We start from the raw sequence: 15,032 nt of genomic DNA on the forward strand, positions 1-15,032 counted from the left end.
GCATAGGCAGGCGTTTTCATGATATCAACGCGCCGCCTGACAGCGGATCCCCGCCTGCGCGGGGATGACGGAAAGGGATTGTCAGCAATTTCAAACCCCGGAAACGTTTTTTACCGGGGCGCACGGCAAACTTACGGCAGCAGCGAGGGCTGATCGGCCCCCTCTTTCTCCACCTTCTGAACCAGCAAATGCTCGCGTTTCATCCCCAGCTTCAAAGCCAGCGCAGAAGCGACATAGATAGAAGACACCGTACCAATCGATACGCCGATCAGCATGGCCAGCGAAAAGCCTTCCAGCATCGCGCCGCCGAAAATGTACAACATCAGCACCACAACCAGCGTGGTCGCCGACGTCATGATGGTGCGGCTCAGCGTTTGCGTCAGAGAGACGTTCATAATCTCATAAGGCGTACCACGGCGAATTTTACGGAAATTCTCACGGATACGGTCGGAGACCACGATACTGTCGTTCAGCGAGTAACCGATGACCGACATTAACGATGCGACGATAGTCAGGTCGATCTCTATCTGAAAGAGAGAGAGCACGCCCATGGTGATAACCACGTCATGCGCCAGCGCGATAACCGCCCCCAACGCCAGCCGCCATTCGAAACGGAAACCGACGTAAATCAGGATACAGATCAACGCGCTCAGCAAGGCCATTCCCCCCGCCTGCGCCAAATCGCTCCCGACGCTGGGGCCGACAAACTCAATGCGTTTTACCGTCGCATGTTGTTCGGTGCTCTGATTAATCACGCTCACTACGCGATTACCCAGTTCCTGACCGGAGGTGCCGACGCTCGGCGGCATACGCACCATCACGTCACGACTGCTGCCGAAGTTTTGCAGCAGCGGATCGTGGAACCCTGCCTGCCGCAATGAATCGCGGATCAAATCCAGATCGGCGGGTTTTTCGAGACTGATTTCAATCACCGTACCGCCGGTGAAATCCAATCCCCAGTTGAAACCCCGTACGCCCATAACAATCAGCGAGAGAATCAGCAGCGTTCCTGAAATCAAAAACGCGACGTTATCCCACCGCATAAAGTCATAGACCCGGCGTCCATAGTTCAGTTGTTCAACAGTATAATCCTGTGCCACAACGCACTCCTCAGATAGACAGCTTGTTAATGCGTTTGCCGCCGTAAAGCAGGTTAACGATGGCACGAGTACCGACGATCGCCGTAAACATCGAGGTCGCTACCCCGATAGCCGTGGTGATGGCAAAGCCTTTGATCGAACCAGTACCGACGGCGTAAAGGATAACGGCAGTAATCAGAGTGGTCAGGTTGGCATCCACAATACTGGAGAATGCGCCCTTATACCCTTCATGAATTGCCTGCTGGACGCTGCGTCCGTTTTTAAGCTCTTCCTTAATACGCTCGTTAATCAGCACGTTGGCGTCAACCGCCACCGCCAGCGTCAACACGATACCGGCAATGCCCGGCATGGTCAGCGTAGCGCCCGGCAGCAGCGACATGATACCGACAATCAGCACCAGGTTGACCACCAGCGCCGTTGTCGCGATCACGCCGAACTTACGGTAGTAAACCACCATAAAGACGATTGAAGCGATCAGCCCCCACAAACAGGCTTCCAGCCCCTGGGTGATGTTCTGCATACCCAATGTCGGCCCGATGGTGCGCTCTTCCACAATCTGGATCGGCGCAATCAGCGCGCCGGCGCGCAGCAGCAGGGAAAGCTGGCGGGCTTCGTTCGGATTATCAATACCGGTGATACGGAAGCTGCTGCCCAGCCGCGACTGGATCGTCGCCACGTTGATCACTTCTTCCTGTTTCTCCAGAATCGCACGGCCGTTGGCGTCTTTTTTGCCGCTGTCTTTATATTCGACAAACAGCGTCGCCATCAGCTTGCCAATGCTGTCTTTGGTGAAGTTGGACATGGTGTTACCACCGGCGCTATCCAGCGATATATTCACCTGCGGGCGGTTGTATTCGTCATTGCTCGACGTGGAGTCGGTAATGTGATCGCCAGTCAGGATAACGCGCTTGAACAGCACAACCGGCGAACCGTCGCGCATATTCTTCACTTCGGAGTCGCCCGGCACACGGCCATTGGCGGCGGCCGTCGCATCGGCGTCGCTATTTACCAGGCGGAATTCCAGCGTGGCGGTCGCCCCCAGAATTTCTTTCGCCCGGGCGGTGTCCTGAATACCCGGCAGTTCAACAACAATCCGATCGGCGCCCTGGCGCTGAACCAACGGCTCGGCGACGCCAAGCTGGTTAACGCGGTTGCGCAGGATAGTGATGTTTTGCTGCACCGCATATTCACGCGCCTCGCGCAGACGTTCGTCACTCATTACCGCGCGCAGCAAATTGCTGCCGCTAGCGCTGATGACCAGATCGCGGTGACGGGAAGTCAGATAGCTCACGCCTTCGTCACGCGTTTGCGCATCGCGGAAACGGATTTCAACACCGTAGTTGTCGATTTTGCGCACCGCGGCATAAGGAATATTTTTCTCGCGCAAATCGCTGCGCAGAGAATCCATTGACTGTTCTTGCAGCTTGCCCAGCGCTGTATCCATATCCACTTCCATCAGGAAGTGAACGCCGCCGCGCAGGTCAAGCCCCAGCTTCATCGGCTCGGCGCCCAGAACGCGTAACCATGTCGGCGTGGCGGGAGCAAGGTTAAGGGCCACAACAAATTTATCGCCCAATTCGCTTAAAAGGGCTTCACGGGCACGGATTTGTATGTCCGGGTTAGAGAAGCGAGCCAGAATCGCACCATTTTCCAATGCAATCGACTTACTGGTGATATTTTGCTCTTTTAATACATTTTGGACTTGGATCAGCGTCGTTTCGCTGGCGGCGGTTCCCCGCGCGCCAGTAACTTGTACCGCAGGATCCTCACCATACAGATTAGGAAGCGCATAGAGCAGACCGATGACTAAAGCCACGATCAGCATCAGGTACTTCCACAAAGGATAACGGTTTAACACGGCAGTTCCCTTCGGGAAAATCGAAAATTACAGGGCTTTGATCGTGCCCTTCGGCAGCACGGCAGCCACGAAATCACGTTTGATAACCACTTCATTGGTGTCATTCAACGCAATGGCGATATAGCCGGTTTCAGACACTTTCGTCACACGGCCGACCAGACCGCCGGTAGTTAAGACTTCATCGCCCTTGCTGATAGAATCCATTAACTTTTTGTGTTCCTTGGCGCGCTTTTGCTGTGGACGCAGGATCATAAAGTAAAAAATCAGACCAAAAACGGCCAGCATAATAACCAGAGAGTACGGGCTTCCCTGAGCCGGAGCGCCAGTCGCTGCTACAGCATCGGAGATAAAAAGACTCATTTAAATTTCCTCTTTGTTATCAAAAAGATAAGTTATCAGTGTGACAAAATTGAATAATATGAAAATCACAATAACGCCGGCTGTCAGTTGCTGTCGGCAACTTCTTTTTCAGCAAGCGGCGGAACCGGTTTACCCATCCGTTGGTAAAAATCCACCACAAAGTGCTCTAATTTACCCTCATCAATAGCCTGACGTAAACCTGCCATTAAACGCTGATAATAACGCAAATTATGGATAGTATTGAGTCGCGCTCCGAGTATTTCGTTGCAACGGTCAAGATGATGCAAGTATGCGCGGCTATAATTGCGACACGTATAGCAATCACAATGCTCATCAAGCGGACGGACGTCATCCTTATGCTTCGCATTACGGATCTTAACCACGCCGTCCGTGACAAATAGATGACCGTTACGCGCATTACGCGTAGGCATGACGCAATCGAACATATCAATACCGCGGCGTACGCCTTCCACCAAATCTTCCGGTTTACCGACCCCCATCAGATAGCGTGGCTTATCTGCCGGGATCTGCGGACAGACATGCTCCAGAATACGGAACATATCCGCTTTAGGCTCACCAACCGCCAAACCGCCCACAGCGTACCCATCAAAACCAATGTCTACCAGTCCTTTTACCGATACGTCACGTAAATCTTCGTAAACACTTCCCTGGATAATACCGAATAGCGCGTTCTTGTTGTTCAGCTCGTCAAAACGCTGGCGGCAGCGTTTCGCCCAGCGCAGGGACATTTCCATCGAGCGCTTTGCGTAGTCCCATTCGGCCGGATATGGGGTACATTCGTCAAAAACCATGACCACATCAGATCCCAGATCGTACTGAATCTCCATCGATTTTTCCGGACTGAGGAAGATGGCGTCGCCATTGATGGGGTTGCGGAAATGAACGCCCTCTTCGGTGATTTTGCGGATATCCCCCAGGCTGAAGACCTGAAAACCGCCGGAATCGGTCAGAATCGGGCCATGCCATTGCATGAAATCATGTAAATCGCCATGCAATTTCATAATTTCCTGACCGGGGCGCAGCCACAGGTGGAAGGTGTTTCCCAGCAGGATCTGCGCGCCGGTATCTTTCACTTCTTCCGGCGTCATGCCCTTCACCGTACCGTAGGTTCCCACTGGCATAAACGCCGGGGTCTCCACCACGCCGCGTTCAAAAATCAATCTGCCGCGCCGGGCGCGGCCATCGGTTTTTTGTAATTCGTACTTCACTTAGCCTCCAGCATCAGAAAAACAGTCTGATGTTGACATTGATAGTGCCGGACAAACGCCTGACAGAGCCTGGCCTGCGGCGTACATAAAAAGTTCGGACAGGGTAACTATCCGATTTGCTCCTGTTCAGCCAGCGGATTGCGCGTAATAAACATGGCGTCTCCGTAGCTGAAAAAACGGTACTGTTCGGCCACCGCCTGCCGATAGGCGGACATGGTATGCCGGTAGCCGGCGAAAGCCGACACCAGCATAATCAGCGTCGACTCCGGCAGATGGAAGTTGGTTACCAGCGCATCAATAATCCGGTAGTGATAACCAGGATAGATAAAGATACGGGTATCGCCGAAAAAAGGCGCGATCAGCGCGTCTTCGCTGGCTTGCGCGGCGCTCTCCAACGAGCGGACAGAGGTGGTGCCGACCGCCACCACTCTGTTCCCGCGCGCTTTGCAGGCCAGCACCGCGTCGACCACCTCCTGCGGCACCTCGGCATATTCGGCGTGCATCACATGATCTTCAATGGTCTCTACGCGCACCGGCTGAAATGTCCCCGCGCCAACGTGCAAGGTGACAAACGCCATCTCCACGCCCTTTTCACGCAGAGCGGCCAGCATCGGCTCATCAAAATGCAAGCCTGCCGTCGGCGCCGCCACCGCGCCCGGACGCTGGCTATAGACCGTCTGATACAGTTCGCGGTCAGACTCTTCATCAGGCCGAGCGATATAAGGCGGCAGCGGGATATGGCCGATATCGTTCAGAATCGACAGCACATCGCGGGTATCATCAAAATGCAGTTCAAACAGCGCATCGTGGCGGGCGACCATCGTCGCCCTGACGCTGTCGTCATCGCCCAGCAGCAGCTCCGCGCCGGGTTTCGGCGCTTTTGACGCGCGCACATGCGCAAGCACTCGGCGCTCATCCAGCACCCGCTCCACCAGCACTTCCAGTTTACCGCCGCTGGCCTTGCGCCCGAACAGCCGGGCCGGAATAACGCGCGTATTGTTAAACACCAGCAGATCGCCGGCATCCAGCTTATTCAGCAAATCGGTAAACACGCCGTGCGTCAGATTTCCCGTCGGCCCGTCCAGCGACAGCAGACGACACCCGCTACGCTGGGCCTGCGGATAATGGGCGATCAATGATTCAGGGAGTTCAAACGAGAAATCGGCAACACGCATGACAATTCACTTAGCTATTTAATACATTAAAAAATGGGCGGCCTAGTCTAGAGCCGCAAGCGCATGGCTGCAAGAAATAAGCACACGGGAAGCGTAATGCATTATACTTCCGCCATGAATTTTCTTGCTCACCTCCACCTGGCCACGCTGGCTGACAGTTCGCTGTTAGGCAATCTGATGGCTGACTTTGTCCGCGGCAATCCTCAGGAAAACTATTCTGATGACGTCGTCGCGGGTATCCGTTTACATCGCCGGGTTGACTCTCTGACCGACAGCCTGCCGGAAGTGAAACAGGCCCGCCAGTATTTCAGCGCTGATTACCGCCGCGTCGCGCCCATTACGCTTGATGTGCTGTGGGACCATTTTCTGGCCCGCCACTGGCGGCGGTTGGAGCCGCAGATATCGCTGCCAGCGTTCGTCAGCCAGGCGCAAGCGCAAATCACGCCGCATCTGGCGCAGACGCCCGATCGTTTTCAAAATCTGAATAGCTACTTATGGCCGGAACGCTGGCTGGAACGTTACGCCGAATTGCCGTTCATCGCCGATGTGTTGCATAGAATGTCGATTCGCCGTCCCAGACTGGCGGCGCTTTCCGGCTCATTTGGCGATATTGAACGGAGCTATCCTCAATTTGAAACACTTTTCTGGCAGTTTTATCCAAGGATGATGAACCTGGCGAAAGCGCGGCAGATTTGAATCCGGGAACGATGGACACAAGGCCATGATATAAATCATCTATTAGATTGATAGATGAAAGCTATCTCATTGATTGGTCTCTTCGCCTGTCTTCCCTCCGGTAAAGTCCATATACTTATTAATGTTATTTACATTAATCCATCATTAATAATAAATCACAGGAGTAATTATGGTCCTGGTAACGCGTCAAGCCCCTGACTTCACTGCCGCAGCCGTTCTCGGCAGTGGCGAAATCGTTGAAAACTTCAACCTGAAAAAACACATCAGCGGTAAATCGGCCGTGATTTTCTTTTGGCCGATGGACTTCACCTTTGTCTGTCCGTCGGAATTGATCGCATTCGATCACCGTTACGCCGAATTCCAACAGCGCGGCGTTGAAGTGGTCGGGGTTTCTTTCGACTCCGAGTTCGTTCATAACGCATGGCGTAACACGCCGGTCGATAAAGGCGGCATCGGCGAAGTGAAATACGCCATGGTCGCCGACGTTAAGCGCGAGATCCAAAAAGCTTACGGTATCGAACACCCGGATGCCGGCGTTGCGCTACGCGGATCCTTCCTGATCGACAAAGAAGGCATCGTCCGCCATCAGGTGGTAAACGATCTGCCTTTGGGCCGCAACATTGATGAAATGCTGCGTATGGTCGACGCGCTGCAGTTCCATGAAGAGCACGGCGAAGTTTGTCCCGCCCAGTGGGAAAAAGGCAAAGCCGGTATGGGCGCCTCTCCGGACGGCGTTGCGAAATACCTGTCTGAAAACGCCGACAAACTGTAATCGCCCCGCACGTCATTCCGCCGAAGCCAGTTGCCCGCAGCAGCTGGCTTCTTTGCTTTCCGACAACGTTCTTACCGCCCCGTTAAGTCAACCCGTAGCGCAACCCCGGCTATTTCCGTCTTGACCCGCGTCGTCAAAACAAAAAGTTGACTGAGTGCGCCAAATCCTTAGCCTTAAACGTCACCTATCGTTAATACCTGGCCGGTTTGCTGGCATATCAAAGAGGGACGCATGCAACAAAATCTTGCTCTGTGGCTGGAAAACGCGGGAATGCAACACACCGGCATCATTGCGCTACTGATTGTTCTGGGGCTGATATTGCTGATTTCAGCCGTCATTCATCTGATTCTCCATCAGGTGGTGCTAAAAAGGATGGTATTGCGTTCGTCAAACCAAACGAACAGTGCCGACGTCCCTGGTTGGAAGCAGGCTTTAACGCAGCATAACCTGTTTAATCGCCTGGCCTTTCTTTTCCAGGGCATCATTCTCAATATTCAGGTGGTACTGTGGCTGCCGTCCCAAAGTGAAACCCGTGAAGCGCTGGTGATCTGTTCTCAGGTCTGGATCATGATTTTCGCTTTGCTGGTGCTGTTTTCGCTGCTTGATATCCTGCTGACCGTTTCCGCGCGTTCAAAAGTCGCCACCCAGTTGCCGCTACGTGGGATCTTTCAAAGCCTGAAGCTGATCGCCACCATCGTGATCGGCATTATGGTGGTGTCGCTGCTGATCGGAAAATCGCCGTTGATTCTGATCAGCGGTCTGGGGGCGATGACCGCCGTCCTGATGCTGGTGTTTAAAGATCCGATTATGGGGCTGGTGGCGGGAATTCAGCTCTCGGCCAACAATATGCTGTTGCTGGGAGACTGGCTGGAAATGCCGAAATACGGCGCGGATGGCGCGGTAATCGATATCGGCTTGACCACGGTTAAGGTCAAAAACTGGGACAATACCATCACCACCATCCCCACTTACGCCCTGATATCGGACTCATTCAAAAACTGGCGCGCCATGTCGGAATCGGGCGGTCGCCGCATCAAGCGCAGCGTCAATATCGATACCACCAGCGTGCATTTTATGACCGAAGACGAACAGCAGCGGCTGCTACGCAGCAGACTGCTCTCGCCGTATATCGCCCACAAGACCAGTGAATTGCAACAACATAATGCGCAGGCCGACCTCTCCTCGCCGCTCAACGGACGCCGGCTGACCAATCTGGGGACGTTCCGCGCCTATCTTCAGGCTTATCTGCAAGCGCATCCGGGGATTCATAACGGCATGACGTTGATGGTGCGCCAGTTGGCGCCGACGCCGGAAGGCTTACCGCTGGAAATTTACGCCTTCACCAATACCACTGCCTGGGTGGAATATGAAAGCATACAGGCGGACATCTTCGACCATATCTTCGCCGTGATGCCGGAGTTTGATTTGCGAGTGCATCAGACGCCGACCGGTTATGATATGCAGGCGCTGGCTCGGCAGGCGGTTGCAACCCGTTAACTCACGCCGGCGCAAAGTAAAACGGGGATGAAGCCTTCATCCCCGTATGCTCGCCCGCTTGTTCAACCTAGCGCCGCTGATATCTCTGCTTGATCACAAAACCCGCCAGCAGCAATACAATCCAGACAATGCCGACATAAAGCGACACGCGGGTGTCGGGGAAATAACCAATCAAGCCAATAATAAAAAACAGGAAAACGATAGCGAACATCGACGTCGCCACGCCGCCCCGCAACGGGAACGCCAGCGCTTTCACCTGATCCCGGTTCAAGCCGCGTCGAAAAGCGATCTGGGAACACAGGATCATGATCCAAACCCAAACGGTGGCGAAGGTTGCCAGAGAGGCGATAACCAGAAATACTTTACCCGGCATGATGTAGTTCAGATATACCGCTATCAGCAAAGCCAGCATCATTACCACCACCGTTACCCACGGTATCCCGCGTTTAGAAACCTGGGTAAAGACCTTTGGCGCATTGCCCTGCTCAGCCATACCGTGCAGCATGCGCCCGACGCCAAACACATCGCTGTTAATGGCGGATAGCGACGCGGTAATCACCACGAAATTCAGGATACCGGCCGCGGCGGTGATCCCCAGATGCTGGAATGTCAGAACAAACGGACTCCCGTTGGTGCCAACCTGATTCCACGGGTAAATCGACATGATGACGAACAGCGTGCCCACATAAAACACCAGAATACGCCAGGGAACGGAGTTAATCGCGCGCGGGATCGATTTTTTCGGATCCTGGGCTTCACCGGCGGTAATGCCGATAATCTCCACCCCGCCATAGGCGAACATCACCAACTGCAACGAGAGGATCATCCCCATCACGCCGTTGCTAAAGAATCCGCCGTTGGTCCATAAGTTATGAATGCCGGTAGGTTCGCCTCCGTTGCCGATGCCCCAGACGATAATGCCTACCCCGGCCACTATCATTATGATAATGGTGGCGACTTTAAAGAAAGACAGCCAAAACTCCAGTTCGCCGAAAACTTTTACATTCATCAGGTTAATGGCCCCGATGATCAGCACCACGCTAAGAACCCACACCCAATGGGGAACCGCCGGAAACCATACCCCCATGTAAATACCGAACGCGGTTACATCGGCAATGGCGACAATCAGCATCTCAAAGCAGTAGGTCCAACCGGTAATATAACCGGCCAGCGGTCCAAGATAGTCGTGCGCATAGCGGGAAAAGGAGCTGGCCTGCGGGTTGTTCACCGACATTTCGCCCAGCGCCCGCATGATAATATAAGCGACGACGCCGCCGATCAGATAGGCCAGCAGGACGCTAGGCCCCGCCATCTGAATGGCGCTGGCCGAACCATAGAAAAGCCCGGTGCCGATCGCCGAGCCCAATGCGATAAAACGGATATGCCGGGTACTTAACCCACGCTTGAGCTTAGTGGATTGTTGTTCCATAAATAAGCAGCCCTGTTGAAAAAAGAAAAACCACAGGCAACTGCCTGTGGTATATGAAGCAAATTCACCGCGCGATTAATGAACCGCGACTTTCTCACGGCCGCACAGCCGATCGTAGATAGCCGCCGCCAGTAAAATCAATAATGAAGGCGGCAGCCAAGCCAAATCCTGTTCACCCAGCGGCATGTGCAGACTCCACTCCGGCAACAGCGACTTAAAGTTCGACGATTTTATTCCATCAATAATGCCGAATAACAGGCTGATTAACATGACAGGTGCCACAATACGCGAGCTGTTATTCCACCAGTGGCGCGTAAAACTCAGTAAAACCAGCACGATACAAGGCGGATAGATGGCTGTCAGTACCGGAATCGACAGTTGAATCAGATGGCTTAAACCAAGGTTTGACACCACCATGGAGAAGCAGCCCAGCGCAAATACCAGCGAGCGGTAGGAGAACGGCAGATACTGAGAGAAAAACTCCGCGCAGGCGCAGGTCAGGCCGACCGCCGTTACCATACAGGCAATAAAAATCAGCAACGCCAAAAAACTGCTGCCCATAGCGCCAAAGGTATGCTGAACGTAAGCATGCAGAATTTCGGCGCCATTCTGGGCTTCCGGCGCTAAAACGCCGCTGACGGAGCCGAGCTGGAATAAACTCAGGTAGACCAGCATCAGGCCGACGCCGGCAATAAGACCGGCCCAGATGGTGTAACGCGTCAACAGCTTGGCGTTGTCAACGCCGCGCGAACGGGCCGCATTAACGATAACGATGCCGAACACCATCGCGCCCAACGTATCCATAGTGAGATAGCCATTCACAAAACCGTTGGAAAACGGCACGCGTTGATAGGTTTCAATCGCCGGGAGAGGAGAACCAGCCGGCAGCAGTATCGCGGCAATCCCCAGTACCGCCAAGGCGGCGATTTTCAGCGGGGCCAGAATGTGTCCGATGGTATCCAGCAAGCGCCCCGGATACAGCGAAATGCCGATGACAATCGCAAAATAGATCAGGCTATAAATCAATAACGGAGAAGCGCCGTTTCCTACCAGCGGCGCCAGTCCGACTTCAAACGATACCGTGGCGGTGCGCGGCGTGGCGAATAACGGACCAACAGCCAGATAACAGACCGTCGCCAATACCACGCCCGCTTTTTTACCGATGGGGGAGCTTAATGCATCAATACCGCCGCCGGTACGCGCCAGCGCGATAATGGTGAGTACCGGCAATCCCACGGCAGTCAGTAAAAAGCCGGCGGCGGCCAGCCAGACGTGTTCGCCCGCCAGTAAGCCCACCATGGGCGGGAAAATAATGTTCCCCGCGCCGACGAACAAGGCGAAGGTCATAAAACCTAATGCCATGATATCTTTGGAAGTTAAACGATGACTCATAATTATGTCGTGTTGCCTGTATCAATCGAAACGAAAAATAAGAAGAAAAACTGCGCTGCCGACTGCCGCCGCCGATTAAAAAACGAACGGCATATGAACTTATAAGAATTATATTCTGTCGCACAGCCATATTGCGGGCTAAGTAAAACGTTTATAGCGATAGAAGACAACCCTTTCGCTAAAAAGCAGAGTTTTTGACTGTATTAATTGATGTATTTGGAATATACAATTAACAATACAGATTTACCCAATACATGATTTGCGCATTTAATCGCACCACATTGCAATAAAAACAGCAATAAATGCCTAAAGCGCGCAAATTATAACCATATATTCATCTTATGGCAAAAAATAAGGCGACGGCGCGCAACCCGCCGGCTTAATCGGCGTAGCGGTTGGATAGTCGGGTGATAGCCTAATGAGAATAAAAAACGGCTGAGAGAGACTTAACGCTGAAAAGGGGGAGCCGGCGTAGTCAGACCAAGCTGCTGGCGGGCCGCCCGGCGCGTCTCTTCCGGTAACGGTAAATAACCTTCCTGACTGACCAATGTCTGGCCGGCATGCGACAACACCCGATCCAAAAATGCGGACGTCAGCGCTTCCAGCGGTTGGCCCGGCGTTTTATTAACATAGATATACAGATAGCGGGTATATGGATAACGTCCGTTACGTATATTCTCCATGGAAGGATACACATAATCCGTACCTTGAGATGCCAACGGCACCATTCTTACCCCACTGGTAATAAATCCAACGCTGGCATAGCCAATCGCCTCGGTCGAGGCCGAAACGGCCTGCACCACAGAGGCGGAACCAGGAAGCTCATTAACCTGGGGCAGAAAATCGCCGCCGCATAGCGCCCGCTGCTTAAAAAAGCCGTAGGTTCCCGAGGCAGAATTACGCCCATAACGCACCAGCGATCGCTTTTCCCAACTGCCGCCCAACCCCAGATCGCGCCAGTTTTTTGCCGGCTGATGCCCGCCGCAGCGCCGGGTGATGGAAAAAATCGCATCCAACTGCGATAAATTCAGCCCCGGCAATGGATTATCTTGATTAACCATCACCACCAGCGCATCCATGGCGACCGGCACAGCCAGCGGCGGGTAGCCATAGCGTTGAACAAAAGCATCGATCTCGCTGGATTTCATGGCCCGGCTCATCGGCCCCAACTGTGCGGAGCCCGATGCCAGCGCAGTCGGCGCGGAAGAAGAGCCTGCAGCCTGAATCTGTATATTCACGCCGGGATAGCGCCGGCTGAAATCCGCCGCCCAACGCGACATCAGATTAGCCAGCGTATCCGATCCCGCGCTGGAGAGATTACCCGCCAACATTTGAGGTGGTTGCGCCATGCAGAAAAAACCGAGCAACGCTAAAATAGCGCCCGCGATTATATTAACGGCGGATTTCATGAATAAAATTATCCGTCAGGCTTAGAGGTTCGCTGTATTCTCGGCCAGAGAGGCGGGCACAATCAACCTATTCGGCAGCGTAAACACAAAACGAGAGCCTAAACCGAACTCACTGATAACTTCCAAGCGGGAATCATGATGGGTCAGCGCATGTTTAACAATCGCCAGGCCTAACCCGCTGCCGCCGGTCTGCCGCGAGCGCGCTTTATCGACGCGATAAAATCGCTCCGTCAAACGCGGCAAATGCTCCGCCGCGATCCCCGGCCCGTTGTCGCTGACTTGAAACTGCGCGCCCTGAGGCGTTTTTTGCCAGCAAACCTCGATACGGGTGCCTGCCGGCGTATGGTTAATAGCGTTGTAGACCAGATTGGAAACGGCGCTGCGCAGCTGTTCTTCGTTGCCGAAAACATGAAGGTTTTCATTCACGCGGAACACAATCTCATGGCGATCCTGACTTAACGCCTGAGCCTCGCGCTGCAATACGCGCAACATCAGAGGCATGTCGACTTTCTCGCTGAGATCGATGGTAGCGGCGGCTTCAATACGCGACAGGGTTAGCAGCTGTTTGACCAATCCGTCCATACGCCGCGTCTGCTCCTGCATGGTATTCAGAGCCTTACTGCGCAGAGAGTCGTCCAGCGCGTCATCCTGCATCATTTCCAAATATCCTTGCAATACGGTCAAAGGCGTACGCAGCTCATGGCTCACGTTGGCAAAGAAATTACGTCTGGCCCCTTCCAACTGGTGCATCTGGGTAATGTCGCGCGCCACCATCAGCAACTGCCCCTCGGAATAAGGCATAATGCGGAATTCAACGTGGTGGGAGTTATTCAGTTGCAGCGTGAGAGGACGGCTGAAATCCCGCCCTTTCATATAGCTGGCGAATTCAGGATAGCGCAGCAAATTGAGAATATTTTGCCCGCTGTCTTCCGGCCAGCGGAAATTGAGCAGATGCTGGGCCAGCCGGTTGCACCAGAAAATGGTGCCGTCTTCGGTGGTAATCACCACCGCATCCGGTAACGATTCGGCGCCGCTACGAAAACGCTTAATCAATAATGCCAATTCGCGCCGCCGCCGGCGGTTGCGCAATTGCATTTGATAAAGGCCGTAGAACAGCGGTTCCCAGCTCCAGCGTCCGGGCGGCGGCGTCATACTGCGATCGACCCACAGCCAGTAGGAGAGTTTAAGCTGATTGTAAAAATGCCAGCAAAGCACAATCAAAACAGCGGCGAAAAGAAACCAGGGCAGATAACCAAATACCAGCCCCAGCAAAAGCGCGGGCAGACAAAAAAAAGCCAGCTCCAGCGCCAGCCTCTTCCATGATAGACGTTCTAGCACGTTGATGTTTCTCCGGTACGACAACCTTCAATAGCGCGTTGAAAAACGGTACCCCGTTCCTCGAACGGTTTGCACCATTTTATCATGGCCGCTGGTTTCCAGCGCTTTACGCAGCCGGCGGATATGAACATCAACAGTGCGATCTTCAACATAAACGTTAGTGCCCCAAACGTGATTGAGCAACTGTTCACGACTGTAAACCCGTTCGGGGTGAGTCATAAAGAAGTGCAGCAGCTTAAACTCCGTTGGCCCCATGTCCAGCGCGAGTTCTTCCGTCGTTACCCGGTGAGAGGAGGGATCCAGACTCAAGCCGCGCATTTCAATCACCTCTTCAACGGCCATTGGCGAAATGCGGCGCATGACCGCTTTAATGCGCGCCACCAACTCTTTGGGAGAAAAAGGTTTGGTAATGTAATCATCCGCGCCGACTTCCAGCCCGCGCACCCGGTCTTCTTCTTCGCCCCGGGCGGTTAGCATCATGACGGGTATGTCACGAGTCAGCGCTTCACGTTTCATATGCTTGATGAATTGCAACCCCGATCCGCCCGGCAGCATCCAGTCCAGCAATACCAGCTCAGGAAAAGGTTCTGACAGTTGCATTACCGCGCTGTCATAATCTTCAGCTTCGACGGGCTGATAACCATTCTGCTCCAGTACAAAACATACCATTTCACGAATCGGTGCTTCATCTTCCACGACCAATATGCGTCTTGCCATTGTTAATCCTGCCGTTAATCATCGTCGCTGTTAGCATGCGCTGTGCATTATGCGTCAGTT

General features: G+C 53.6%; 13 protein-coding genes. 3 read left to right on the forward strand and 10 right to left on the reverse strand.

The genetic code is table 11. From position 1 onward, the window contains the following. Positions 1-131: 131 nt before the first annotated feature. The 5 genes from secF to queA all read right to left on the reverse strand — a co-directional run bounded on the left by secF (position 132) and on the right by queA (position 5,722). Complete coding sequence (gene secF, locus HC231_RS17575) at positions 132-1,100, reverse strand: protein translocase subunit SecF (RefSeq protein ID WP_208228022.1); 969 nt, start codon at positions 1,098-1,100, stop codon at positions 132-134. Positions 1,101-1,110: 10 nt separating this feature from the next. Then, complete coding sequence (gene secD, locus HC231_RS17580; protein WP_208228023.1) at positions 1,111-2,958, reverse strand: protein translocase subunit SecD; 1,848 nt, start codon at positions 2,956-2,958, stop codon at positions 1,111-1,113. Positions 2,959-2,985: 27 nt separating this feature from the next. Beyond that, the gene (gene yajC / locus HC231_RS17585) at positions 2,986-3,318 is read right to left on the reverse strand and encodes a preprotein translocase subunit YajC (RefSeq protein ID WP_048635837.1); all 333 of its coding nucleotides are present in this window, start codon (positions 3,316-3,318) and stop codon (positions 2,986-2,988) included. Positions 3,319-3,401: 83 nt separating this feature from the next. Further along, positions 3,402-4,547 (reverse strand): tRNA guanosine(34) transglycosylase Tgt, encoded by a 1,146-nt coding sequence (tgt, locus tag HC231_RS17590; protein ID WP_208228024.1) that lies wholly within the window; start codon positions 4,545-4,547, stop codon positions 3,402-3,404. Positions 4,548-4,654: 107 nt separating this feature from the next. After that, positions 4,655-5,722: a tRNA preQ1(34) S-adenosylmethionine ribosyltransferase-isomerase QueA gene (gene queA, locus HC231_RS17595; RefSeq protein WP_208228025.1), complete on the reverse strand. Its 1,068-nt coding sequence runs from the start codon at positions 5,720-5,722 to the stop codon at positions 4,655-4,657. A gap of 114 nt (positions 5,723-5,836) precedes the next feature. Here queA and HC231_RS17600 point away from each other — a divergent pair, with 114 nt between their 5' ends. The 3 genes from HC231_RS17600 to HC231_RS17610 all read left to right on the forward strand — a co-directional run bounded on the left by HC231_RS17600 (position 5,837) and on the right by HC231_RS17610 (position 8,687). After that, positions 5,837-6,418, forward strand: coding sequence for an acyl carrier protein phosphodiesterase (locus tag HC231_RS17600; protein WP_208231390.1), 582 nt, complete (start codon positions 5,837-5,839; stop codon positions 6,416-6,418). 169 nt (positions 6,419-6,587) lie between these two features. Beyond that, entirely contained in the window at positions 6,588-7,190 is a 603-nt protein-coding gene (locus HC231_RS17605; RefSeq protein WP_208228026.1) for a peroxiredoxin C, read from the forward strand. 231 nt (positions 7,191-7,421) lie between these two features. After that, complete coding sequence (locus HC231_RS17610; protein ID WP_208228027.1) at positions 7,422-8,687, forward strand: mechanosensitive ion channel family protein; 1,266 nt, start codon at positions 7,422-7,424, stop codon at positions 8,685-8,687. Between the two features lie 67 nt (positions 8,688-8,754). Here HC231_RS17610 and proY read toward each other — a convergent pair whose 3' ends face one another. From proY to phoB, 5 genes are all read right to left on the reverse strand, one after another. After that, complete coding sequence (proY, locus tag HC231_RS17615; protein WP_208228028.1) at positions 8,755-10,116, reverse strand: proline-specific permease ProY; 1,362 nt, start codon at positions 10,114-10,116, stop codon at positions 8,755-8,757. A 75-nt stretch (positions 10,117-10,191) separates the two neighbouring features. After that, the gene (gene brnQ / locus HC231_RS17620) at positions 10,192-11,508 is read right to left on the reverse strand and encodes a branched-chain amino acid transport system II carrier protein (protein ID WP_208228029.1); all 1,317 of its coding nucleotides are present in this window, start codon (positions 11,506-11,508) and stop codon (positions 10,192-10,194) included. Positions 11,509-11,954: 446 nt separating this feature from the next. Continuing rightward, positions 11,955-12,917, reverse strand: a complete 963-nt coding sequence (locus HC231_RS17625) for a PstS family phosphate ABC transporter substrate-binding protein (protein WP_208228030.1) — start codon at positions 12,915-12,917, stop codon at positions 11,955-11,957. Between the two features lie 21 nt (positions 12,918-12,938). Then, positions 12,939-14,255, reverse strand: coding sequence for a phosphate regulon sensor histidine kinase PhoR (gene phoR, locus HC231_RS17630; RefSeq protein ID WP_208228031.1), 1,317 nt, complete (start codon positions 14,253-14,255; stop codon positions 12,939-12,941). Positions 14,256-14,282: 27 nt separating this feature from the next. Next, entirely contained in the window at positions 14,283-14,972 is a 690-nt protein-coding gene (gene phoB / locus HC231_RS17635; RefSeq protein ID WP_208228032.1) for a phosphate response regulator transcription factor PhoB, read from the reverse strand. Positions 14,973-15,032 lie beyond the last annotated feature (60 nt).

Origin of the sequence: Brenneria izadpanahii, assembly GCF_017569925.1 — a bacterium.
GTDB classification, from domain to species: domain Bacteria; phylum Pseudomonadota; class Gammaproteobacteria; order Enterobacterales; family Enterobacteriaceae; genus Brenneria; species Brenneria izadpanahii.